The organism is Mucilaginibacter sp. Mucisp73 (assembly GCF_059491465.1).
In genome coordinates this window covers 2,369,080-2,394,764 of the sequence record NZ_CP168507.1, presented here as the reverse complement: position 1 = coordinate 2,394,764, position 25,685 = coordinate 2,369,080, and the positions used below count along the sequence as shown (strand labels likewise).

Below are 25,685 nucleotides of genomic sequence, written 5' to 3'. Positions count from 1 at the left end.
GTCCTGGCTTTATCTTTACACAGCGTTATTTGAAAACCGAAGGTAAGAGCAAGTCAGCCGATATAAGGGTTTAGGTTACCATCCATAATTTTGCACCAGTGCCGGGTCGATGTTAATCTCGGTCTGAGGTATTGGCATCAGGTAATGCCTGTCGGCAAAAACACGGGTTTGATCTACCACCGTTTTATAAAACACCGCAACACCTGCAGCTTCACTATTAGGATCTAAGCCGGTAGAGTTCAGCTCGCCAGGTGTAGGTCTCGCGTTCATGCCGTGCATATTGCCATTGTCTACAGTTTTGGCTATCAACCAGCGGCGAACATCCCAAAAACGCTGATTTTCAAAGGCAAACTCCACACGTCTTTCATTTTGGATCCTTTTCCGCATACCTTCTTTTGTATTATCAGAAGCGATGATGGGTAAGCCGGGCATAGATACCCGGCTGCGTACGGCGTTTACAGCGTTATATACATCGCTATTTGGCGCACCTAAATATTCATTCATAGCCTCAGCATAAATCAAATATATCTCGGCCAAACGGATAATCGGAAAGTTACGGTTTGCATCGCCGCCACCTTTTAAATTAACATTAGGATCGGCCCACTTACGCCAGTTGTAACCTGTTTCGCAGTTGGTACCAGGTTTAGGCCAGCCGTCGCAACCACCGCCGTTATTGCCAAACCAGGCAAATTTTAAAGGCCTCGCATTGTTGGTGTAATTCCAAACGTCGTACTGAAAAAATATAGTAGCGTAAAAACGGGGATCCCTGTTTTTATACATATTTGATATATTGGATACAGGCGTATTCCTTACACCGTCCCATAACTGGCCATTCCAAAAGCCCGTAGCTTGATAACCCGATTGAGGGTCTGTTATTGGCCTGCCATTATTCATTTCGTACGAATCAACTAATTCCTGGAATACACTCATTTTTCCGTTTCCGTTAACGGCATTAGCATCGCGGCCGTTAGGTAAATAATTACCTTCGAAATTTCTGTTGTTCCCCATAATATATGGCAATATGATCTCATCATAATTTCTGGTAAAAAATAACTGCGCATAGTTATCAACAGGGTTTGTTGGGTTGGGATTGGATAGTGAATAAGTATTCAGGTTTAGCACGGCTTTGGCTGCGTTGGCAGCCAGCAGCCATTTATTGTTGTCATAGGTCTGAGGAAATAACTGCGTTCCATCGGCATTTTTAATACCGGCGTACATAGTGTTTCCGTTAAATAACGGGCTGGCTGCATACAGTAAAGTACGGGCCTTTAATGCTAACGCGGCGCCCTTGGTTATCCGCCCATAATCTGCTGAGCCACTGGCATAATTTACCGGTAAAATTTCCGCAATGGCATCACATTCTGAGGTGATAAATTTAACCACATCATCAACGGTGTTTCTTGTTGTGGTGGTGGCAGCCGGATCTGTTGTGGCTAAAACGGTATTTATTAAAGGGACGGCGCCGTACCTTCTGAATAATTCAAAATATTGATTAGCACGCAGAAACCTCGCTTCCGCCTTGTAAAGCGGAATGCGCGGCGTGTAGTAATCACTCCTCGAAGCAGGAACGGGCGTTTTATCAATATTTGCCAGGAAAATATTTGCAGAACGGATATACTGATAAGCCCTGCCCCAGATATCGAGCGAATTATTGGTAGCGTTCCATGCGCCTGAATTAAACGGCAATTCGGGCACATTTTCCCAATGGTTTTTACATTCATCAGTACAGGCCCCTAAAGCTGTTCCCCCTCCGTAAATGAACTGTATATCATTATTGTTTAGCGATGCGTATAAATGGTTCCAGGCACCTTCGGCATTTTGGATATTATTAAAAACAGCATCCTGCGTAACCAGCTCTGTTGGTACGACATTAAGATATTTTTTGCAGGAAACCACAGAAATGCAGGCAATTAAAAACAGGTATATGAGTTTGTTGCTTTTCATGTTTAATATTTTAAAATGTAAATCTTAAACCCGCGTTGATCACTTTTTGCTGCGGATAAGTTCCAGTACCATTGTTACCAATTTCCGGATCGAAATTGAAATCCTTTAGCTTGCTCCATGTTAACAGGTTAATGCCGTTAACAAAAACGCGGGCGTTCTCTATTCCTATCCTTTTCATCCATGTTGTGGGTAAGGTATAGCCCAGTTCAACGGTTTTTAAGCGCAGGTAGTTTGATGAATAGATCCAAAAGGTGGAAGCTTGCTGATTGTTCACGTTATCGGCCGATGAAATACGCGGAAACATATAATTGGCATCGGGATTTGAGGCCACCCAGTGATTATCAACCACCTGTACCAGCGAACTGGCAAAGCGCGAAAAGGCATAAACCCCTGATCCCGACAGTAAAGTAGAGCCGCCTAAACCACCTTGAAACAGGACACTTATATCAAAATTGGCATAATGATAGCCCAGCGCGACACCAAACTGCGATTTGGGATTGGCTACCTTTCCGGGAAGAAAACCGGCATCTAAACTGTTGATCACATTGTCGCCATTTAGGTCTTTATACTTAATATCACCCGGTTTGGTAACACCAAGGCTGGCCTGCGAAGGGCTGTTATCAATATCCTGCTGGCTCTTAAACAATCCGAGGGCGGTGTAACCGTAAATTTGGTTGATACTCGTACCTTTTAAAGCCTGCCATTCGCGACCGGGATAATCGGGTTGGGCATAAAACAGGATCTTGTTGGTGGCATAGGCATAATTAACTGTAATACTATATCCCTGTTTTTTGCCAAACTCGTGCCTGTGGCTTAGCGAAATCTCGTACCCCCGGTTATCTGTTATGCCCGCATTAACCGCCGGTATTTGCGGCAGGCCTATAAAAGAAGGGATCAACTGCGAGGTAGCCAGGATATTATTGCGCCGTTCTTTAAAAACATCTGCCGAAAGTGAGAACATCCCTTTCCATAAACTCAGGTCAAGGCCCAGGTTTATTTTCTTTGACCGTTCCCAGGTTAATAAGGTATTGCCGGCCTGACCTTCCAGGTAGCCGGTGTAGCTATTTCCATTGCTGTTAAACCCAAATCTATATGAGTCGCCGGTTACCCATGAACTTAAGTAGAGGAACCGGCTTGACCCTATTTTATCGTTACCAACAATACCGTATGATCCGCGCAATTTAATTTGATCGATAAAGCTAAGCGAGGGGTTATCTTTAATAAAATACTCGTTTGACGCTATCCAACCTGCAGAAACAGCAGGAAAAAAACCAAACCTGTGCCCTTCGGCAAAGTTTTCAGATCCGTTATAGCCAAAATTAAATTCAAGCAGGTAACGGTCATCATAAGCGTAGGCGGCGCGGCCTAAAACACCCTGGTATTTGTAGGGTAACCCTGCCCTCGCGTTTCCTACACCACCACCCACAGCATCAAAAAAGCTCGACTGGTTGTAAATAGCCATCGCTTTTACCGAATGCTTGCCAAAGTCGCGGTCGTAGTTCATATAAGCTTCCAATACAGTGCGTCGTGATCCGTTGGCGTTCACCTGGTAATCAAGCGTACCGGTACCATTATTTACAATCACATAATGGCCATTAGCTGCCAGGTCGGTCTCAGTATCGGCAACTCCCTGGTTCAATAAATATTGGTAAGTGATATTGGATAACGGTCTGTTTACATTTCGGAAGTTATCGTTATCAAATGATAACCGGACACGTGTACTCAAACCTTTTGTCAGCCAGCCTAAATCCCATTTAAAACCAGCGGTAGATTGCAGGGCGGTTTCAAAGTTTCGTTGATAACCTGACTGTGTCAGATCAACATACGGTGATTGATTAGTATTGGGCGCGGCACCCGGCGAACCATCCGGATTGGTTATTGGATAATACCATGCGGGTGTTTGTTTGATATCATTAAATATCTGTGAGGCATTTGCCCCGGGATAATTTCTATCATAAACAATAGCACCAAGGTTCAGTTCCATCGACAGGTTTTTGGTAAGGTTCAGGTCAATATTCGACCGGAAGTTGTATTTATGGGTTATGGCCTGGATATCGTACTGGCTTACCGCGTCTTCGTAGTTATACAAACCGTTTTGCTGCAAATACGATAACGAGATAAAATATCTTGTTTTTTCGGTACCACCCGTAACGTTCAAATTGCCTTGCGAGAGGTATGAAAACGGCTTTAGCATTGTTTTTGTCCAGTTAACATTAGGGTACAGATATTGGTAGGCCGGATAGGTACGATCACGATACTTATTCAGTAAAGCATCGGTGTAAGCGTTGGTATCGGCAAACAGGCCATCGTTTATCAGACCTTCTTTATAAAGCTTGCGGCCGGTGTATGAATCAACATACTGAGGTAAGGAAGTTGGTGACTGCCAGCCGTTTTGAGCGGTCGCCGAAATACGGGATATTCCTATTTTTCCACGTTTAGTAGTAACGAGCACCACCCCGTTGGCACCTTGGATACCATAAATAGCGGTTGAAGCCGCATCTTTGAGGATGCTTACATTTTCTACCTCATTGGCATCTATGCCACTAAAGTCCCTTTGGATACCATCAACCAAAACCAGTGGGGCAGAATTGTTAGTCGTACCGAAGCCCCTGATGTTCAGAGCCGAGCCATCGGCACCCGGCTCACCGCTGTTCTGAACGGTTAACAAGCCAGGTAAACGACCGGCAAGCGCGTTGCTTAAATTGGCGACAGGGCTTTGTTGCAACTCCTTAGTACCGACAGATACGATCGAACCGGTAACGCGTTCCTTACGCTGAGTTCCGTAACCTACCACAACAATTTCCTGCAGGCCTGTACCAGGAACAAGCGCAATAATCCCCAGGTCTTTCGCTGCTTTAACTTCTTTTGTGGTGTAACCGATGAAAGAGATGACCAGCGTACTGTTGTCAGGAATATTTTTAAAGGTAAATTCGCCTTTCTCATTGGTGGTCATCCCCTGCCCTGTCCCCTTAATTTTTACCGAAGCACCGGGTAAAGGTCTGCCGGCCTCATCTACCACGGTTCCTTTAACCTCAATATTAGCTATGACCGCTTTATTTTCATTGAGATCTGGTTCAATGGTTTCACCATTGCCCTTAATGACAATGGTTTTTTCGGCAAAACTGTATGAAAGCGCCTGACCTTTTAATAAAATATCAAGTACCTCTTTAATATCGGCATCTTTAACATTGATAGATACTGATGGAGAATTTTGCAGCAACTTATTTTTATAAAAGAAAGTATAGCCGCTTTGCTTATTGATATCTTTTAATACTTTTTCGAGCGATACCCCGTTTTCGGACAGGGTGATTTTTTGGGCGAACACATCCGCTTTAACCTGTAAAGCAAAAGCGATAGTTAACAAAATAATTAGCTTCATCACTAAAAATGTTCTTCGACTTAAAAACAGAAATTCGCAGTTTTTCAAACTACGTAGATTAATTTTCATAGTTTCGTTAGGTTTTTGGTTTGATTAAAATTGAACTGTGCTGGTTTTCTATTAATCTCTGATCCAGAAACTACCGCGCAAGCGGAACCTGCCGGCAGTGTTGGAAGCACTTCCGGCTTTTTTTTGGATGAGAATTTTTAAAGGGAGCTTTTAAGTATCTGTTTTCTTCATCTTAAATTGGGTTTTGAGGTTAATAATTGGTATTGGTTTTTATAGGATGATGCAGGGGTTATTGAGAAACGATAAGCTTTCGCCCGTTTTGTTTTACATTAATATCATCAAGTTTCAGGATTTTCAGCACCTCAGAAAAAGCCGCGTTCCGGGGGATCTCACCGTTGTAGGTATCGTTACCCAACTGGCCCTGATATTCCACCTCAACATTATACCACCTGGAAATTTTGCGCATTACATCATGAATGTCTGCATTTTTAAATAAGATCACACCCTTTTTCCAGGCCACAAACTCTTCTGCATCAACAGTTATTTTTGAAAACCAGTCATTTTTGAAAACAGCTTGTTCATTGGGTTTTATAATGATTTCAGGAACGCCCGGAGTTTGATTTTTTCCATAAACTTTAACGCTCCCTTGCAGCAGGGTGGTTTTAACTGCATTTTCGTCCTGGTAAGCGTTGATATTAAAATGAGTACCCAACACCTGCACCACCTGGCCGGCACCCGACACCTTAAATGGCCTGTTTCTATCATGGGCCACCTCAAAATACGCTTCGCCAGATAACTCAACCACTCTTTCCCTGCTCGTGAAATTTATCGGAAACTTAATGGTACTACCGGCATTTAGCCAGACCTTCGTACCATCGGCCAGTGTAAGCTGGTATTTTCCACCTAAGGGCGTTGATAATATATTGTACGACTGTGACGAACGGGAGATTCGGGCAGTGGTTTTCTGATAGGTCAGGCTGCTATCGATATCGTTATTAACGGCAACATCATTAAGTGTAAACAAGTATCCTTTGCGCAAACCATCAAGGATAATTTGCTTTCCGTCTGCAAGCGTTAATATGGCCTTATTACTGCCCGGTTTAACAATATTTCCATCGGATGCAATTTCGTGAGGTTTAGTAGTTCTGTCGAAATGCTTATTGACAACAAATAATCCACCAAGAGCAAAAACAACAGCCGCTGCTGCCCACCATCGGATCCTGATAAGAGGTTTTATCTGGTTTTTAGATAGCCTGTTTTGCAGATCTGTTTTCAGGCGTTTCTCAATTTCAGCTCTGTCACCAAAATCCGGGATCCAGGGCATATCCGATAAATCGAAACGATCGCGATATTCTTCAAATAATTTTTGCTCTTCGGGCGTACAGTTACCTGACGTGCAACGCTCGTATAATTCTTTAAATTCCTGGTACAACATGGCTATAACGGTTATTAGTACAGACAACTCCCGCGGCAATAACTCACACACCTTTTTTATTTTTTTTAGATTTTTTGCAAACCATCCAAAATGACACCCAGCTATCCCTCAACAATAAAACTTTGTTATTACCTTGCATAGTTCAAGCTTAGCCCGGATTCTTTTAAATGAACTACGCTCAACAATCAGATGAAGATTTATTTGCCGCGGTGAAACGTAATGATAAAAAGGCGTTTACCCTGCTTTATGATCGTTACTGGGAGTTGGTTTATAAAAAAGCTTTTTCTTATTTGCATGATACCGACACCTGCATGGGCATTGTAAACGACATATTTGTTAATATTTGGGAAAAGCGGGGTGCGCTCAAAATCATTACATTTAAAAACTATCTGACCTCATCCGCACGATACCGTGTATACAACGCTATAAAAGCAAGCAATACCTCGCCGGTAAAATATGTCGCAGATTACGAAAAGCTGGATGACTTAAGTGTTGTATACAATCGCGCCGAAACCAGTTTTGAAGTTAACGAACTAAGCACCGACCTGGATAAATTGCTCGATAAACTACCTCCGCGATGTAAAGAAATATTCCTTTTAAGCAGGGTAAATCAATTAAGTAACACCGAGATTGCCGAACGACTATCTATTTCAAAAAGAGCGGTTGAAAATCAGATCTCGCTGGCTGTTAAACACCTTAAGCCTCATTTTAAACACTATCCAACGGTTATACTTGTTGCAAAATTGATTCTTTTACATAACCAACTTGGGTTATAGGTAATACTTACAAATCTTGCGGGAAACATTTGGCAGAATTAATACCTAACTAACAACTTGAGTTAATTAATAAAAAGTCAGTTAAAATATCTTACAGCTACAGCTTGGTTATTTTGCAAAAAAAAACCGCCCCATAACAGGGCGGCCTTCAAACCAAACTAACTACTTTATGAAAACAGTCTTTAATTATTTTACAGCTATTTCTCTTGTTTGAAATTTAGCTTCTTCTCTTTTTGCTACAGTAAGTTTCAAAATACCATCGGTATAATCTGCTTCAATTTTTGATTGATCAGCACTTTCAGGTAATGTGAATGACCTTACAAATGAATTGTAGCTGTATTCACGTTTGCTAAATTTTTTACCTTCTTCAACATTTTCGGCTTTCTTTTCTGCAGCTACACTTAATACATTTTTGTCGAGATTGATTTTAAAATCTTCTTTCTTTAAGCCAGGTACAGCCAGTTCAACATGAAACTCATTTTCGGTTTCTGCGATGTTAACTGCAGGCACACGGGCAATCAGTTTATCACTTAAAAATGAATCATTGATCAGTGAATCAAATACATCGCTAAAAAATGGGTTAGCTGAAGTATTTTTAAGGCCGTTGTTAAATTTTACTAATGTCATTTTTATATCCTCCTAAAGTTTTGTTTTTTGTTAACTTCGTAACCTATTGATCAACTGCTGTACCAACAGCAAAACCGCCCATATCGAACGACAAAAAGTCACTATTAAATATTTTATGCGGACAAAATGACCGAAAATGGCTGAAAAACTTACAGATTATAAATATAAAACCCTTATCCCTATCCGCTTTTCGGATATCGATTCATTTGGACACGTAAACAACGCTGTATATCTTACTTATTTTGAAATAGCCCGGATTGGTTATTGGAAGGAAATTATCAACTGGGACTGGAGCAATACCGGCATTATCCTGGGCCGGTCGGAGATCAACTATCTTAAGCCTATTACTGTTCAGGATAATATTGCCTGCTATGTACGTACCATCCGCATAGGCAACAGCAGTTTTGATATGATGCATGTATTGGTAAAAATAACCCCCAATGGCGAAGAAATTGTAACAACAGGCAAAACGGTTTGTATCAGCTACGATTATTCGGCCAATAAATCTGTTTCTATCCCATCACCTGAAAGGCACAGGATGATCAATTATGACGAACCAAGGTTAATTCTGAATACGAATTGATGTATTGATGTGCAAATTTCAAACGTGCAGATGAAACGTGTATTGTACAAGATTTCAAATGTGCAAATATGCATATGTAGCTTATCTACGCTTACATATCTAATTCAAGCATTTGCACATTTGAAATCTGCATATTTGCACATCCATAATCTGCACACCTGAAATCTAAAATATCTTCCCCGGGTTCAAAATTCCTTTAGGATCAAACACGTGCTTTATTCCTTTCCACAACGCAAAATGCATTTCCGAATATTTTATCGGCATAAACTCTTTTTGCACCAGGCCAATTCCGTGCTCACCCGACAAGGTGCCGCCAAGCGATACGGTTAATTCAAATATTTCCTGGATACCGGATTTGAGCTTATTATTCCAGTCTTCATCGCTCATGTTGGCTTTAATGATATTTACATGCAGGTTCCCATCGCCTGCATGGCCATAACAAACTGATTCAAAGCCGTATTTAGCACCCGTTTCTTTTATTCCTTTAATTAATTGTGGCAGTGCGGCACGCGGTACAACGGTATCTTCCTCTTTGTAAACCGAGTTTGATTTTACCGATACCGCCATAGTACGCCTTAAACGCCAAAGCTCCTCTTTCTGGGCGGTCGAATCGGCAAACAACACATCGCGGCAGTCAAACTCTTCAAGCACTGCATTTATTTTTTCGCAATCGGTAAAAATCACGTCCTGGTTGGTACCATCTACTTCAATCAATAAAAACGCTTCAATACCATCCTGCAAATCAAAAGCAATATCATCATGCTCCTTAACCCACTCCACTCCTCTTCGCTCCATAAATTCCAGTGCAGACGGGATGATCCCTGCCCTGAATATGGCCGAAACAGCTGCGCAAGCCAATTCATTGGTTGGGAATGATGCCAGCATCAAAGCATCTAAAGTTGGAGCAGGAATAAGCTTTACCACAATTTTGGTAACAATGCCAAGAGTGCCCTCCGAACCAATCATCAATTGGGTTAAATTATAACCCGATGCATATTTAAGGGTATTTGCACCCGTCCATATGATCTCGCCCGATGTTAAAACAACCTGTAAGTTCAGTACATACTCCCTGATGGTACCGTATTTAACAACCCGCGGCCCGCCTGAACCATGGGATACGTTGCCTCCAATAAAGCAACTGCCTTTGCTGGCCGGGTCAACAGGGTATAACAAGCCTTTTGCAGCCACTGCGTTCATGAACTCCTCGGTTATAACGCCGGGCTCGACAGTGGCCTGCAGGTTTTGTTCATCAATTTCAAGGATTTTATTAAAACGTTCCATGACTATCAGCAAACCGCCATTAACCGGCAGGGCGCCACCGCTTAAACCAGTACCTGCTCCACGCGGTGTTACCGGAACCCGGTTTTCGTTACAGATTTTCAACAATGCAGCAACATCTTCGGGGCTTTGCGGGCGGGCTACTGCTTCCGGATAATAAACCAGATCCTCGGTTTCGTCATGACTGTACTTTTCGAGGCTTTCATGGCCGGTTAAAACGTTACCGGTGCCGACTATTGCAGTTATAGCCTCTAATAGTTGAGCCGATATTTTATTGAATTCCATGATCAGGATTTCTTGTAATTTATAATAACAGCCGAATGCGCTACCTTACCGCTTAAGGGCGGAGTAAGTTTTTTAATGGTAACCTCAATACTTTCAACAAACGGGTATTTCTTTTTTATACGATCGATAATTGCCTGGCCAACGGTTTCAATCAATTTACGTGGCTGTTTCATCTCTTCGCATGTTATAATATACACACGTTCATAATCAACAGTTTTACTTAGATTATCTTCCAGCAAATCGCCGGGAGGCACAAAACCAACATTCACATCAACTAAAAAACGGCAACCTATTTTTTGTTCTTCGGGATAAAATCCATGGTACGCGAAAAACTCCGCGCCCTGCAAGGCTATATTGATCATGGCCAAAAATAAAAAAAAGCCCTCTCTAAATCTCATTCTCTATAGAAAGACTTTTCAAAATATTTTTATTTCAGCTGATTTCCAGCACCTCAAAAAATATTTTGCAATCAAAAACATGCTTTAAACCGTTTAAACCTGCTTTTTACCATAAAGTGGCTTCACACATCAAAAAACGGCCTTTTTGACTTGCTTTTACCGGCGATAAATGCTTTATATTTGCCCACCAACTATAATATTATGGCCAAAACAGATCTGTACGAAGCCCCCGATTATTATTTATTAGATGAGTTACTAACCGATGAGCATAAGCTGATCCGCTCATCAGTTCGTGATTGGGTGAAGAAGGAATTGAGCCCCATTATTGAAGAGTACGCTCAAAAAGCTGAATTCCCTTCCCAACTGTTAAAAGGGCTTGCCGAAATAGGCGCTTTTGGGCCTACCATACCGGTAGAATATGGCGGAGCGGGCTTAGATTATACTGCTTACGGCATTATCATGCAGGAATTAGAGCGGGGCGATTCGGGCATCCGTTCAACAGCATCGGTTCAGGGTTCGCTGGTGATGTATCCTATTTATGCCTACGGCAGTGAAGAACAGCGCAAAAAATATCTGCCTAAGCTGGCAAGCGGCGAATTAATGGGTTGCTTTGGCCTTACAGAACCCGATCATGGCTCAAACCCTGGCGGTATGACCACCAACATTAAAGATGCCGGCGACCATTATATCCTTAACGGCGCTAAAATGTGGATCTCCAATTCGCCTTTTGCTGATATTGCAGTTGTTTGGGCTAAGGATGAAGCTGGTAAAATTCGCGGGCTGATAGTTGAGCGCGGCATGGAAGGTTTCACCACACCTACAACTCATAATAAATGGTCGTTAAGGGCATCGGCAACAGGTGAGCTTGTTTTTGATCATGTTAAAGTCCCAAAAGAGAACCTGCTGCCCAACGTAGCTGGTATAAAAGGCCCCTTGGGTTGTTTAAACCAGGCACGTTATGGCATTGCCTGGGGTGCGTTAGGCGCCGCGATGGATTGTTACGACACAGCCCTCCGTTACACCAAAGAACGTGAGCAGTTTGGCCGGCCGATAGCCGGGTTTCAGCTTCAGCAAAAAAAACTGGCCGAAATGATAACTGAAATTACCAAAGGGCAGCTATTAGTTTGGCGCCTTGGGGTACTTAAAAACGAAAACAGGGCTACTCCTGCCCAAATATCAATGGCTAAGCGAAACAGCGTTGAAACGGCCATTACTATAGCCCGTGAAGCCCGGCAAATGCTCGGCGGTATGGGCATTACCGGCGAGTATCCTATTATGCGGCACATGATGAACCTTGAATCGGTAATAACTTATGAAGGTACGCATGATATCCACCTCCTTATTACCGGTATGGATGTTACCGGACTCGATGCTTTTAAGTAATGGATAATCAATATACCTTGACTTTTAGCAGCGCCGGTGTTATTCATGCGCATAAATATTGCTCATTATAATTATGAGCGTTATATTTGTTGTGTAACCACTTAATGTTGTCAACCCTTGATAGCCCAGTTAGTTTAAACAAACTGCTGGTCAACCATTTAATTTGGCTGGCCCTGGCTTTTTTATTGGTATTTAATTCCTGCCAAAATAGCATCAATGATACGGGTGGTTACTCCAGGCAGTTTAAAACACTATTTGATACGGTAAACCTGTATAATGGCGAAAGGTCTCAACCACACAAGGGCATTCAATACCTTGACTCAGCTTACCGTACCATAAAAAACCCGTTTGTAAGCGACAGGTTCCGTTTTTATGCTTTCCATTTTCTTTACAATTTAAAAGGGCTGCATGACCCTAAAAAAGCCATGCTTTATGCTGACACGATGCGGGCTGTGGCTACCGAAAGTGTTACCCCGGATCAGCATATTAAATTAACTGCCGAAGCTGATTTCGCTACCGGGGACACCTATTCAGCCCTGGTAAGGTATGATCAGGCTTACAGGTATTTTTACAAGGGTTACTCTATCGGCAAAAACGCCATTGACGATGCCATCCTGGCCGAATACACCTACCGGATGGGGATGATCATGTTTAAACAAGGGCATTTTAGAGAAGCGGCCAATTATTTCAAGATCAGCCACAGGCAAAGCTATGCCTATACCGATGATTTTCGCGCCTTTTACCAGCGACAAGAACTTTTGGATAATATTGGCGAGAGCTATAAAAACAGTGGCGATATTGACAGCTCAAGCTTTTATTTAAATAAAGCGCTTGTTTATATCAATGAAAATAGTTCCAGGTTTGCCGAAAGAGCAAACCTGCTTGAAGTTGCAAGAGGTGTGGTATACGGCAACCAGGGCGATCTGGCTTTATTAACCCATAATTATAACCAGGCACACGAATTACTGAAAAAAAGTATCGCCATTAATTTAAAACAAGGTTATGACAACCGCGATGCCGAATTAACCGAAATAAAACTTGCCCGGCTATATTTAATAACCAATAAACCAAACGACCTTTTTGAACTGCTGAAAAGGCTCCGCGCCCAGCTCGATACTATCAAAAATGATGACGCTGAAACCAACTGGAATGGATTAATGAGTACTTATTACCTGCAAAAAAAAGATTACCAGAATAGCTTGTTGTATTTAAAAAACTATTCATTATTAAAAGATTCGGCAACAAAAAGGACCTCATCGTTAAAACGGACGGATATTAATCAACAACAGGCCAATTTTGATAAAGAAAATCAGATAGAAGACCTTAAAAGCCACAATAAACTGCAATTGATATACATTTACCTTGCTGTGCTTTTTTCAGTGATGGCAGTGATCATTATCTTCCTTGTTTTTCGTAACCTTAAAAGGTCAAAAAGAGATATCGTAGCTATAAAAACACTAAATGACCAAATTAAGCTGCAAAAAACGGAATTAGAAAACACACTTGAAGAAGTAAACCGGGGTAGCCGGGAAAAAGACCGAATTCTACGGGCTGTAGCACATGACCTCCGCAATCCGCTCGGAGGAATAGCATCGTTATCGGCCTCAATGGTTGATGATGCACGTGATGAAGAACAAACAGACCTGATCAACCTCATAAAAGAAACTTCCTATAATTCCCTCGAACTCATTAATGAAATTTTAGAGGCGGCAAATACTGCCAATATGACTTTTAATAAAGAATGGGTTGAAATTAACAGCCTCATTAATAAAAGTGTTGATCTGCTGCGGTTTAAGGCGGCCGAAAAAGACCAGGATATCATGCTTAGCTTATTGGATACACCTACTGAAATATTGATAAACAGGGAAAAAATATGGCGGGTTATCAGCAACCTTATCAGTAATGCCATAAAGTTTAGTTCCAAAGGTGCCGTTATTTATGTAATTGTAAACCAAAAACATCAAGGCGTTGAAATATGTGTTAAAGATTACGGTATAGGTATTCCTGATAAATTACAGCAACAGGTGTTTAATATGTTTACCGAAGCTAAACGGCCTGGCACCGACGGCGAAAAATCATTTGGCCTCGGGCTTTCCATCTGCCGTCAAATAGTTGAAAAACATAGCGGCAGGATCTGGCTAAAAAGTGAATCAAATAATGGTTCAAGTTTTTATGTCTATCTTCCGGCCCAGGCATCTTAATATATCAGTTATTCCAAACCAAACTTTGAACGGATGATAAATAGATAAAAAAATTGGTAAAACAGCCTGGTCATTTTTATTTTTTTTATAGATTACCCTTGTTTTACAATCAACTCTAAACCTCGCATAATTTAATATTGATGTTTATATACAAAAGCTTCAGGCAAATATGGCTAACCGGTAATATACAGGGTTGTTTGCTTTTTGTTTGCTTTTTGCTGATAACCACTTCATGCGGGCAACAGTCAAAGGGCTTTCTTTCGTCTTCAGCATATAATAAAGCCGTTGACACTGCAACTATAATGTATGATAATGGGCATCATAAAGCAGCAGTAAATTATCTTGATTCAGCTTTCCGTCATTCAAGCAACCTTAGCTTCAAACAAGTTTATAATTACTATTATTTTATCTACAATTATGCTTCGCATATAAAGGCCGATCGAAAAATGGCTTTGCTGTACGCCGACAGCATGCTCAATGTTTTCGACACGCCGGAGAAGAAGCTAAAATTTACCAGTGAATATGGACAGGCTCATCTTGCCAAAGGAGACGTGTTATTTGACGAACATCGTTACAACGAAGCTTACAGTTATTTTTACGAAGGGAAAGTAATTGCCAATAATAACCTTGATGAATGTACCATGGGTGATTATAGCTATCGTATGGGCATGATCCTGTATAAGCAGGAACATTACAGCCGGGCCGCAGAATATTTTAAGGAAAGCTTTGATGAAACCAGGTCATGCGAAGGGAACTTCAATTATTTTTATCGCAGGCAGGAATTATTGAATAATATAGGTTTAAGCTACAGTAAAATGTTGATGAATGATAGTGCCATGTATTTTTACAACAAGGCCCTTGATTACATTAATGATAACACAGCAAGGTTTAAAGACAGGCCCCAAATGGGGGAAGTATCCAAGGGCGTTGTATATGGCAATATGGCTGATATAAGTATCAGGCAAAAAGATTATAACAAGGCTAAAAGCCTGCTTAGAAAAAGTATAGCTATCAATCTGCGCAAAGGAAACGATAATAATGACGCTCAACACTCCGAATTAAAACTTGCATCTATATACGATCGGCAAAACTTAAATGACTCTTTATTAAACCTCCTCAATATTATCAGCCTCCAGTTTGATAGTGTTCAAAGTCGGGAAACCAAACAAAACTGGCACTTATTGATGTCAAAATATTTCGAGAAGCAGAATGATCATCAGCAGGCTATGACGCACTATAAGCAATACGATGAGCTTAAGGACATCATAGTAAATGAAAACAAAAAACTAAAAGAAGCCGACGTTGCAGAACAGGTTAAAAGCCTTGAAAAAGATAACGAGTTTAATAACCTTAAAAAAAACAATGAATTGCAGCATATTTATCTGAGGGTAACTGTTGTTTTTGCCCTGATGCTCATTATTATCATTTCCCTGGTATTTTTAAACTGGCAAAAATCAAAAAAGAACATTAAAACACTTGGAAGCCTTAACAGCCAGATAAACCATCAAAACCACCACCTTGAAAGCGCCCTCCGTGATTTAAAACTCAATAACCAGGAAAAGGACCGGATTTTACGTACTGTTGCACATGATCTGCGCAACCCTATAGGCGGAATAGCCTCGCTTACCAGTGTAATGACAGAGGAAAATTACAGCGACGAACAAAAAGAGCTGCTAAATATTATCCGGGAAACTTCATTTAACTCCATTGAACTAATCAATGAAATTCTGGAAGCCACTGAATCCGCTTCGGCTATATTACATAAAGAAGCGGTTGAAGTTAATTCCTTATTGAGCAATAGTGTTGAGTTGATGCGTTTTAAGGCCGCTGAAAAGCAGCAGATTATCAATACTTTCCTGTTAAATTCACCACTCGAAATTTACATTAGCCGTGAAAAAATATGGCGGGTGATCAGCAATCTGATCAGTAATGCTATTAAATTCAGTCCGGAAGGATCGGCTATTTTAGTTATGGCCATTGATTTGGAAAACGAAATCCAGATTTCAGTAAAAGATCACGGTATAGGGATTCCCGAAAAGCTAAAAAACCAGGTGTTTAACATGTTTACAGATGCCAAACGCCCCGGAACTGCGGGCGAAAAATCATTTGGCCTTGGTCTTTCCATCTGTAAGCAAATTATTGAAGATCATAACGGCCGGATCTGGTTTGAGAGCGATACTGAAAATGGCACTTCCTTTAATTTCACACTCCCTAAAAACTAACAGCTTATTTCAGAAATTCAGCATACCACCTGCCAGATGCTTTAACCGTGCGCTGCTGGGTTGCATGATCAACATGGATCAGCCCAAAACGCGGATGATAACCTTCGGCCCATTCAAAATTGTCGGTGAGAGTCCACACAAAATAGCCATTAACCTTACAGCCTTCATTTTTTGACTTTAACACCTGTGCTATGTAATCCTTTAAATATTTTAATCTTTTGGGGTCATTTACTTCACCATCAGTAACCTCGTCGGGAAAAGCTGATCCATTTTCCGTAACGATAATCTTTTTAACATTAGGATATGCATCATATTTTTTGATCATATGGTAAATAGAAGGCGGGTAAACCTCCCAGCGCATAGCTGTAAGATCAACGCCCCTCTTTTCGGCTTTGACCATACTTGCTTTGATATAGGGCGTAAAAAACGAATATTTTACAATTTCGCGGGTGTAATTCTGTATGCCGATAAAATCAAAATCAAATCTCAGCTTATCCTCGTCGCCGGGGTAAAAATACTTTTTCAGGTCTTTAAGCGCAGGCAGGTCTTTTATTGGGTAACCCATGCCCAACAAAGGTTCAATATATAGACGATTGATCAGCGCGTCGGCACGAACGGCGGCAGCTATATCCCTGGGCTTATCGGTATAAGGCTCTATTTGCGAACACGAAAATGTGGTACCTATTTGCGTTGTTGAAGGCAGCAATTTTCGCAGGATCCTGCCACCTTCAGCAATACTCATGGTAACGTGATGTATGGCGGGTACAAAGTTTTTCATACCACTGCGTCCCGGCGCATGGATGCCGAAAAAATAGCCGGCTCCCGTAAAAACTACGGGCTCGTTCATTACCATCCAATGTTTTACCCTATCGCCAAAGTTTTGAGCACAAATAGTGATAAACTCACTAAACCAGGTTATTGCTTCACGATTTGTCCAGCCGCCTTTAACTTCAAGCACATGCGGAAGGTCCCAGTGATAAACAGTTAACCAGGGTTCAACGCCTTGCTTAAGGCAGTAGTTAATTACCCGGTTATAATAATCAATGCCGGCCTGGTTAATTTTCCCGGTGCCTTCGGGCAAAATACGGGTCCAGGATATAGAAAAACGAAAATTGGGGATATTAAGTTCTTTTATGAGGTCGATATCACGCTCATACAAATTATAAAAATCGCAAGCGGTTTGTGCATGGTCGCCATTCAGGATCTTTCCTTTTTTTGTGGTAAAAACATCCCACACAGATAGTCCTTTTCCATCGGCATCATGAGATCCTTCTACCTGAAAAGCAGCAGTTGAAACGCCCCATTCAAAGTCGGCACCAAAAAGATCTTTGCTTAAATGTATTTCCCGGTCAGTAAGTTCCATTAATTTGAGCTACAAGCCCAAAAGTGCAATTATATTTATAAATGAAGAATTATAAGTGATAACTTAATGTATGAACGACGAACGCATACTTTTAAGCATCATCCACTGACGGAAATTGATCAGCAGTTTCGAAATATCGATAATGAATTTCATGCCCTTATGTTATTTAACTATAATAATAAAGGTAACAAGCAGATGTTTGCTGAATGTGACAACTATGTTATTTAATTGTTAACCAGCATTTTCATAAATATACAAAATTGCTTTAATACATTAGCCATTAATTTACAAACACTATGAAAACACACTTTATAAAAATGTTTGGTTATAACCTGTTTGCCAATCAGCAGTTGATACAGACAATGGAAGCAAACGGTTCGCCGGAGGTAACGCTTAAACTGATGGGACATCTGCTGGCCGCCGAACAGGTATGGCTCGAAAGATGCAAACTTATCCATTCTTCTCTGCCTAACACATGGCCCGAAAATGTTACAATTGAGCAATGCAAAAAACAGGTACCGGAGCGTTATGAAGCATGGGTCACATTTTTAAACGAAATCAATGAGGAAGATCTGAATAAGATAATTCCGTATCATAGCTTTACCGGCGACTATTTTGAAAACCAAATTAGCGATATTATTACGCAGGTACTTAACCATGGTACACATACCAGGGCTCAAATTGGGCAGCAGCTAAAGTTTGCAGGTACAAAAACTTTACCTGTTACAGACTATAGTTATTATTTAAGGGTGTTAAACAGCTAAACATTTAGCATATTTGCCAAGTTTTATCACGCATCAAAAACCATGAAAAAACATCTATTCGCAGCCGCGGGCGTTGCCCTGCTATTGGGTTGTACCGACACTAAAAAACAGGAAAAAGATCTTTTGAACCAGGTAATTGCCGTACATGATAAAGTAATGGCCAATGACGAGCAATTGATGAAAAATAAGATGCTGCTGGATAGCCTTGTAAAAAACAATGCCCCAAATATCAATAAAGACACGGCAAAAGTGTATTTAAAACTGGTGGATGATGCCGATAATGCGATGAGCGACTGGATGCATAAATTTGATGCGGAAAATAAAGGCAAATCACACCAGGAAATTATGGACTATCTTGAAGCTCAAAAGAAGCTCATCAGCAAAATAGATACGCAAATAAATGTAGCTGTTACCGGCTCAACTAAATATATAACCCAAATACCGGCAAAAAAATGAGGAAATTGTGGATAGGCATTATGATATTAATGCTTTTCAATGCCTGCAAATCAAATACTAAAACCGCCCTTCCCATATTGGGTTATAAAACTCCGGTAACTAAAACGGTTAATGGCAAAACAGTAACAGATACTGAGTACGCCACTATCCCACCCTTCAAGTTTGTAAACCAGTATGCTGATACCATCACTCAGAAAAACCTGGATGGAAAAATTTATGTAGCCGACTTTTTTTTCACCACCTGCCCTTCTATTTGCCCGGTGATGCACCGAAATATGCTTAATGTATACAAGGAGTTTAAGAATGATAATAACTTCAGGATCATTTCGCATACCATCGATCCCAAATATGATACCGTGCCTGTATTAAAACGCTATGCGGATAAATTAGGGATTGTGGGCAATACCTGGTGGTTACTGCATGGTGAAAAAGGCGATACTTATAAAATTGCCAAAAGCTACCTGCAAAGTGTATCCGAAAAAAATCCCAAAGGCGAATACATTCATGATGGCTTCTTTATTTTAATAGATAAACAGAAACGCCTTCGCGGTACTTACGAAGGAACAGACCCGGCAGAAGTAACCAAACTGATTGCCGATATCAAAACCCTGAAAGCCGAACCCGACCAAATTGCTGCCAAATGAAGATAAAGGCAATAGGCGCTATAGCTATTTTGTTGATCATAATTGGCGCATCATGCCAAAGCGATGATCAAATTGAATTTAAACGCTATTACTCGGGCGGGAGCCTTGTTTACCAGCAGCATTGTCAAAATTGCCATGGCGATAAAGGACAAGGTTTATCGGCACTTATTCCTCCATTAACAGATTCAATTTATTTAAAAAATAATAAGAGAAAACTTGCCTGCTTTATCAAAAATGGCCTTAAGGGAAAAATAACCGTAGCAGGCCGCTCTTTTGACGACCAAATGCAGCCTGATGATATAGCCCCTCTTGAAATTGCTAAAGTGCTTACTTACGTTACCAATTCCTTTGGTAATAAAATGGGAACTGTTACATTGCAACAGGTTCAGGATGATTTGAAAAATTGTCAATAGCTTTTGTTCATAGATGATGATCATGGTTCATAGTTTATGATAAATACCCTAAGCTATGAACCATGAACTACAAGCTTTTGCTATGATCTATGAACCATCAACCATGAACTAAACTAATTTCCCTATCTTTACAACCGCAAAACGTTCTATCGCTGCCAGCTTGTTTGGCGGAGGAAAGTCCGGGCAACACAGAGCATCCTGCTTCCTAACGGGAAGGCGCCGGCAGCCGGCGACAGCAAAGTGCCACAGAGAAAATACCGCCCGCTTAGGTGGGTAAGGGTGAAAACGTGAGGTAAGAGCTCACGGCGTAACCGGGCGACCGGATATGACGGTAAACCTCAGGAGTTGAAAAACCAAATAGGTCCTGAAAGCGGAGTTGCTCGCTCCCGTATTAGCCCAACGGCTAATCGTTAGGATGGGTAGGTTGTTTAAACCTGTTAGTGATAACAGGGCCAGATAAATGATAGAAGTTGCCCTTTAACAAGGCAAAACAGAACCCGGCTTATAGGTTTGCTGCTGTATAACCCCTTGCTGTAAAGCGAGGGGTTTCTTTATTTACACCAATTTATTTTTAATAAATTTTTACAACCCTGCAAACATTTATCCGCCTTAAACCTTTATAGCACATTAAAAGTGTTTGTTTTTCTATACAAACCCATATATTAGCAAACAACAATTACATATCGGTACATAATTACAAAACATGGCTAAAATTTTAATAATTGATGATGAACGGTCTATTCGTAACACGCTTCGCGAGATTTTAGAGTATGAAGATTACGAGGTTGAAGATGTAGATAACGGCGTTGACGGCCTTCAGTTAATTGAAAAAAAAGACTATGACCTGGTACTGTGCGACATTAAAATGAACCGCATGGATGGTATGGAGGTACTTACCGAAGGCCTCGCCATTAAGCCCGATCTACCTTTTATTATGATATCAGGCCACGGAACGGTTGAAACCGCTGTTGAGGCCAGCAAAAAAGGCGCGTTTGACTTTATTTCAAAACCACCTGACCTTAACCGCCTGCTTATTACCGTTCGTAACGCGCTTGATAGGGGAAGCCTTGTTGTTGAAGCTAAGGTACTTAAACGTAAAGTATCAAAAGTACGCCCCATTTTAGGCGAATCGCAGGCTATCCTCAAAATAAAAGAAACTATTGACCGGGTGGCCCCAACCGATGCCCGTGTATTGGTTACAGGCGCCAATGGAAGTGGCAAGGAATTGGTTGCACGCTGGCTCCACGAAAAATCAAATCGCTCGGCTGCACCCATTATCGAGGTAAACTGTGCTGCAATCCCTTCAGAATTAATTGAGAGTGAGTTGTTTGGCCACGAGAAAGGCTCATTTACATCCGCCATCAAACAACGTATTGGCAAGTTTGAATCGGCAAATGGAGGAACGCTATTTTTAGATGAGATAGGTGACATGAGCCAGTCGGCCCAGGCTAAAGTTTTGCGTGCCTTACAGGAAAATAAGATTACGCGCGTAGGCGGCGAAAAGGAAATTGACGTTGATGTACGTGTAGTAGCGGCAACCAACAAGGACCTGCTAAAAGAAATTGAAGCCGGTAATTTCCGTATGGACTTGTATCACCGCCTAAGTGTAATACTAATCCACGTACCGCCGCTTATTGAACGCAAAGACGACATCCCGCTGTTAACTCAAAGCTTTTTGGATGAGATTTGCAATGAATATGGCATGCCGGTTAAAAAGATCTCTGATGCTGCACTTGAGGCCCTTAAAGCCCTGCCATGGACCGGTAATATCCGTGAACTCCGCAACATGGTTGAGCGCTTAATCATCCTGAGTGATAAAGTTATTACAGATAACGATGTTAGAGCGTTTGCAAACCCATCTGCACCGGCAGCAGTTGGCACTGGCAGCACAGCTGCCCCTGCCCCGCAAACAGATTTTGATCAGTTCAATAACTTCCAGGAATATAAGGACTTTGCCGAGCGTGAATACATCAAATTCAAGCTGGAGAAAAACAACTGGAATGTGTCAAAAACTGCTGATGATATCGATATTCAACGCAGTCACTTGTACAGTAAAATTGAAAAATTTGGCCTTAAACGCGGCGAATAACATAAACTTTTGAAATTATTTTAAAAAGCATCGGCAAATATGATAGCCGGTGCTTTTTTTATGTTATTATTGTATCTCAATAACCTTTATTAACACCATGAAAACCTATTACTTAGCATCTTTTTTACTGTTCGCCCTATGCTCATGCGGTAACCAGCCAAAGGCAACTACAGAAACAACCGAACCGGCCGGTAAGCTTGACGGGACCTGGCACCTGATATCGAGCAAAAGTATTATGAAGGGCGATACTACAGTAACCACCCCTCCTAAAGATCAGGAAATGTTTAAGATGTTTAACGCTACTAACTTCGCCTTCTTTACGCATGACCTGGTACACGGCAAAACAGCCAAACCGGTTTATTCATCGGGCGCGGGCACTTATACCCTATCCGGCGATGATTATACCGAGCACCTGGCTTATTGCGATGCCCGCGATTGGGAAAACAGGGATTTCAAATTTAAGCTCACTATGAAAAATGACACCCTAACTCAAAAAGGAATTGAGAAGATAGACAGCCTTAAGGTTGATCATGAGATCATTGAAACTTATGTAAGAGTGAAATAAACCTTAAAACTTATATTTTAAAGCCCGGCGTGTTCCGGGCTTTTTATTTGCACTGTTTATTTGAACGAGCCGGACAACCTTTCCCCTTTACAATAACAATAAATCGTAACCTGCGCGGTAACCCATTCGTTAAAAACTAAATTATCCCAGTTTATAATAAGTTAAATTTTATTGGAAAGCCTTCACAAAAAGTTAGCCGATTGTTGTTTGTAAACGATGGAATTTATTGAAGAAGTCTTTTTATCGGCCCGGATTAATTGTACTTTACCCGCTAAAGACCACTCAAAGAATGAAGCTGTTAATTAACCATAAGATACTGTTAATGTTATCGTTATTTACTTCTTCATTTAATCGCTGCCGGCTGCAAAAAAGCTCAGAAAGCATTACAACTACCAGATCTATTCACACAATTTCAGCTACGAGTTCAAATATTCCGCTTAAAAACATGTTTGGCATAAACGCGTATGAATGGAATTTTTTGCAGGATCCCGCCAATCCGGAGCAAAAAGGAGCCATTTACGAAACCAACATGAACCTTATCAAGTCATTCAGTGCAGTAAGGCATTATTTAGGCTGGGCCCGGATGGAAAGCACTAAAGGCAGCTATACCTTCAACCCCACTCATAAAGACAACTGGAACTATGATCTCATTTATAGCCGTTGCAAGCAGGAAGGTATATTGGTTTTAGCAGATATAAAAAATTGTCCGCCCTGGTTGGTTAATACTTATCCTAACAATATGCGGGATCTTGAAAATGCGCCGCTTATTTATGGCTTAAGTAAGGCTGATCCGGCAAGCTATATTGACCAGGCGCACATGGCCTTTCAATTTGCCGCCAGGTATGGTTATAATACTAATATTAACAGGGCATTGATAAAAGTTGACACCAGCATGCGATGGGCAGATGACTCGCCTAACCAGGTAAAAGTGGGCATGGGCCTTATAACTTACGTAGAGTGTGATAATGAGCGCGATAAATGGTGGAAAGGATCAGCAACACAACAAACCGCTGAAGAGTATGCAGCTAACATGTCGGCCTTTTATGATGGCAACAAGGGGAAGTTAGGAAAAAATGCCGGTGTAAAAAATGCTGATCCTAATATGAAAGTGGTAATGGGTGGATTAGCTACAGCCGACATAAATTTTGTAAAGAAAATGGTAGAGTGGTGCCGCATCAACCGTGGTTACAGAGCCAACGGCAGTATCAATCTGTGTTTTGATATTATTAACTACCACTATTACAACAATAACGGTAATATTTTAACACATCAGCCTGCCACGTTTGGCCTGCCGCCGGAATTGTCGATGGCGGGGCAAATTGCTGATTCGTTTGTTCAGTATGCAAATTCTTTTGTTAAACCAATCCCTGTTTGGGTAACCGAGTCTGGCTACGATATAAACAAGGGAAGCTATCAGAGAGCTTTAGATGTAGGGCAAAAGACATCGAAAAACACCCAGGCAGATTGGATTTTAAGAACTTCGCTTCTTTACATCAGGCATGGTATACAACGTGTATTTTATTACCAGCTTTTTGACGATGCTCCTAATGTTGCTGTTCAATATGCTACATCTGGTTTAGCCGAAAATGGCAAACGCAGACCTGCTGCCGATTTTATATTGCAAACATCAAAATTAATGGGTAACTACACCTACACAAGTACCATTAATGCCGATCCACTGGTTGATAAATATCTATCGGGATCACAAAGCATGTACATATTAACCATCCCTGATTATCAGGCACGTACAGGTACATATACACTTAATCTTGGTACAGCTAAAGCAAATGTTTATACACTAAAAACAGGTGCCGGTAATGTTGTTAAAACAACCCTAAAAACAGTTAATGGGAAACTTATTGTTAAAGTAACCGAAACACCAGTCTTTGTACAGGGCACAAACTAAATAAATGTCGAAAGATTATCCCTTACCTCGTTGGCGTACATACCGCCAAACAGGTTTACGTGAACCAACAGCGGATAAAGGTTCCAAAGTTTAAGACGCTGTTGCCAGCCAGGCAGTAACGGAAATTCCTGGTTATAAGCCTCATAAAAAGCGCGGTCAAAACCACCGAAAAGCGTGGTCATCGCAATATCAAACTCACGATTGCCATAACTAACCGCCGGATCGATCAGGTAAGATTTGCCACTGGTATCAATCAAGTAATTACCTCCCCAAAGGTCTCCGTGCAGCAATGCGGGTGGTTCTTCTGTAAATAAACCTGGGAGCTTTTTATAAAGCTGATCAAACTGGTGAATATCGGTCCGGGAGAGTTCCTTTTTGTCTACCGCCATTTCAACCATCGGCTGCAACCGCTGTTCAATAAAAAAATCGCTCCACGTAGCATACCAATTATTAGTTTGAATTAGCGAACCCATATAATTGTCAACATAAAAACCAAATCTGGTATTGGTTTTTTTATGCATTTGAGCAAGCTGCATTCCCAACTTAGAAGAAGCAGGCGCATTAGCAGAACCAACATTTATCCACTCTAAAACAAGGTAACTATCATTGCCTAACTCTCCCTGCAAAACAAACTCAGGAACTGCAATTGCATTAGTTTGGCGAATTGCCTTCAACCCCTGCTGCTCTTTTACAAACATATTGGGGAATTTATACCTGTCATTTACTTTCAATAAATAACTGTGATCGTCGCATTGCAAATGGTAGACATCGTTTATATCACCACCGCTCACTGCATTAACATTAATGATTTTGATATTGAGTTTACTTTGAATATAACTTAATAAAATATCGGGGATGAAGTTTTTAAACATAGGCGATAATAAAATCATCAAATCTTACCAGGCTAAATTATTTGTTTTAGCAGACAATTAAATTGCAATAATTATATTCGTGTAATATTTTTA

General features: G+C 41.1%; 20 protein-coding genes and 1 other RNA gene. 13 read left to right on the top strand and 8 right to left on the bottom strand.

What is annotated here, in order from left to right:
- Positions 1-75: 75 nt before the first annotated feature.
- The 3 genes from ACEN82_RS10100 to ACEN82_RS10090 form a co-directional block, all read right to left on the bottom strand.
- Positions 76-1,944, bottom strand: a complete 1,869-nt coding sequence (locus tag ACEN82_RS10100; protein ID WP_413321966.1) for a RagB/SusD family nutrient uptake outer membrane protein — start codon at positions 1,942-1,944, stop codon at positions 76-78.
- 10 nt (positions 1,945-1,954) lie between these two features.
- Positions 1,955-5,323, bottom strand: coding sequence for a TonB-dependent receptor (locus ACEN82_RS10095; RefSeq protein ID WP_413321965.1), 3,369 nt, complete (start codon positions 5,321-5,323; stop codon positions 1,955-1,957).
- 298 nt (positions 5,324-5,621) lie between these two features.
- The gene (locus ACEN82_RS10090) at positions 5,622-6,767 is read right to left on the bottom strand and encodes a FecR family protein (RefSeq protein WP_413321964.1); all 1,146 of its coding nucleotides are present in this window, start codon (positions 6,765-6,767) and stop codon (positions 5,622-5,624) included.
- Positions 6,768-6,934: 167 nt separating this feature from the next.
- Between ACEN82_RS10090 and ACEN82_RS10085 the strand changes: the two genes are divergently transcribed.
- Complete coding sequence (locus tag ACEN82_RS10085) at positions 6,935-7,543, top strand: RNA polymerase sigma factor (protein ID WP_413321963.1); 609 nt, start codon at positions 6,935-6,937, stop codon at positions 7,541-7,543.
- Between the two features lie 186 nt (positions 7,544-7,729).
- Here the strand turns inward: ACEN82_RS10085 and ACEN82_RS10080 are convergent, their stop codons facing one another.
- The gene (locus ACEN82_RS10080; RefSeq protein ID WP_090525968.1) at positions 7,730-8,170 is read right to left on the bottom strand and encodes an Hsp20/alpha crystallin family protein; all 441 of its coding nucleotides are present in this window, start codon (positions 8,168-8,170) and stop codon (positions 7,730-7,732) included.
- 136 nt (positions 8,171-8,306) lie between these two features.
- On the opposite strand from ACEN82_RS10080, the gene ACEN82_RS10075 reads away from it, so the two are divergent.
- Positions 8,307-8,753 (top strand): acyl-CoA thioesterase, encoded by a 447-nt coding sequence (locus ACEN82_RS10075; protein WP_090525969.1) that lies wholly within the window; start codon positions 8,307-8,309, stop codon positions 8,751-8,753.
- A gap of 165 nt (positions 8,754-8,918) precedes the next feature.
- On the opposite strand, the gene ACEN82_RS10070 is transcribed toward ACEN82_RS10075, so the two are convergent.
- Both ACEN82_RS10070 and folB read right to left on the bottom strand, forming a co-directional pair.
- Positions 8,919-10,316, bottom strand: a complete 1,398-nt coding sequence (locus ACEN82_RS10070) for an FAD-binding oxidoreductase (protein ID WP_413321962.1) — start codon at positions 10,314-10,316, stop codon at positions 8,919-8,921.
- Between the two features lie 2 nt (positions 10,317-10,318).
- Positions 10,319-10,714: a dihydroneopterin aldolase gene (gene folB / locus ACEN82_RS10065; protein WP_254780075.1), complete on the bottom strand. Its 396-nt coding sequence runs from the start codon at positions 10,712-10,714 to the stop codon at positions 10,319-10,321.
- A 201-nt stretch (positions 10,715-10,915) separates the two neighbouring features.
- On the opposite strand from folB, the gene ACEN82_RS10060 reads away from it, so the two are divergent.
- From ACEN82_RS10060 to ACEN82_RS10050, 3 genes are all read left to right on the top strand, one after another.
- The gene (locus tag ACEN82_RS10060) at positions 10,916-12,097 is read left to right on the top strand and encodes an acyl-CoA dehydrogenase family protein (protein ID WP_090525972.1); all 1,182 of its coding nucleotides are present in this window, start codon (positions 10,916-10,918) and stop codon (positions 12,095-12,097) included.
- A 104-nt stretch (positions 12,098-12,201) separates the two neighbouring features.
- Complete coding sequence (locus ACEN82_RS10055; protein ID WP_413321961.1) at positions 12,202-14,298, top strand: ATP-binding protein; 2,097 nt, start codon at positions 12,202-12,204, stop codon at positions 14,296-14,298.
- A gap of 140 nt (positions 14,299-14,438) precedes the next feature.
- On the top strand, positions 14,439-16,520 hold the full coding sequence (locus tag ACEN82_RS10050; RefSeq protein WP_413321960.1) for a tetratricopeptide repeat-containing sensor histidine kinase: 2,082 nt from the start codon (positions 14,439-14,441) through the stop codon (positions 16,518-16,520).
- 4 nt (positions 16,521-16,524) lie between these two features.
- Here ACEN82_RS10050 and ACEN82_RS10045 read toward each other — a convergent pair whose 3' ends face one another.
- Complete coding sequence (locus tag ACEN82_RS10045; RefSeq protein WP_413321958.1) at positions 16,525-17,883, bottom strand: GH1 family beta-glucosidase; 1,359 nt, start codon at positions 17,881-17,883, stop codon at positions 16,525-16,527.
- 296 nt (positions 17,884-18,179) lie between these two features.
- On the opposite strand from ACEN82_RS10045, the gene ACEN82_RS10040 reads away from it, so the two are divergent.
- The 8 genes from ACEN82_RS10040 to ACEN82_RS10005 all read left to right on the top strand — a co-directional run bounded on the left by ACEN82_RS10040 (position 18,180) and on the right by ACEN82_RS10005 (position 24,720).
- Positions 18,180-18,647 carry a DinB family protein gene (locus tag ACEN82_RS10040; protein WP_413321957.1) on the top strand — a complete coding sequence of 156 codons (468 nt, stop codon included), beginning with the start codon at positions 18,180-18,182 and terminating at the stop codon, positions 18,645-18,647.
- A 42-nt stretch (positions 18,648-18,689) separates the two neighbouring features.
- A complete protein-coding gene (locus ACEN82_RS10035) occupies positions 18,690-19,103 on the top strand; it encodes a hypothetical protein (protein WP_090525977.1) in 414 nt (137 codons plus the stop codon).
- Positions 19,100-19,747: an SCO family protein gene (locus ACEN82_RS10030; protein WP_413321956.1), complete on the top strand. Its 648-nt coding sequence runs from the start codon at positions 19,100-19,102 to the stop codon at positions 19,745-19,747. Before ACEN82_RS10035 ends, ACEN82_RS10030 begins: the two co-directional genes overlap by 4 nt.
- Complete coding sequence (locus ACEN82_RS10025) at positions 19,744-20,160, top strand: c-type cytochrome (protein WP_413321955.1); 417 nt, start codon at positions 19,744-19,746, stop codon at positions 20,158-20,160. Before ACEN82_RS10030 ends, ACEN82_RS10025 begins: the two co-directional genes overlap by 4 nt.
- Before the next feature lie 133 nt (positions 20,161-20,293).
- Positions 20,294-20,681, top strand: an RNA gene (gene rnpB, locus ACEN82_RS10020) — RNase P RNA component class A.
- A gap of 182 nt (positions 20,682-20,863) precedes the next feature.
- Entirely contained in the window at positions 20,864-22,249 is a 1,386-nt protein-coding gene (locus ACEN82_RS10015) for a sigma-54-dependent transcriptional regulator (RefSeq protein ID WP_090525980.1), read from the top strand.
- Between the two features lie 97 nt (positions 22,250-22,346).
- Positions 22,347-22,814 carry a DUF4488 domain-containing protein gene (locus tag ACEN82_RS10010; RefSeq protein ID WP_090525981.1) on the top strand — a complete coding sequence of 156 codons (468 nt, stop codon included), beginning with the start codon at positions 22,347-22,349 and terminating at the stop codon, positions 22,812-22,814.
- 445 nt (positions 22,815-23,259) lie between these two features.
- On the top strand, positions 23,260-24,720 hold the full coding sequence (locus ACEN82_RS10005) for a hypothetical protein (RefSeq protein WP_188832333.1): 1,461 nt from the start codon (positions 23,260-23,262) through the stop codon (positions 24,718-24,720).
- Here ACEN82_RS10005 and ACEN82_RS10000 read toward each other — a convergent pair.
- Positions 24,717-25,592: a fructosamine kinase family protein gene (locus ACEN82_RS10000; protein WP_373613610.1), complete on the bottom strand. Its 876-nt coding sequence runs from the start codon at positions 25,590-25,592 to the stop codon at positions 24,717-24,719. The genes ACEN82_RS10005 and ACEN82_RS10000 overlap by 4 nt on opposite strands.
- Positions 25,593-25,685: the final 93 nt, after the last annotated feature.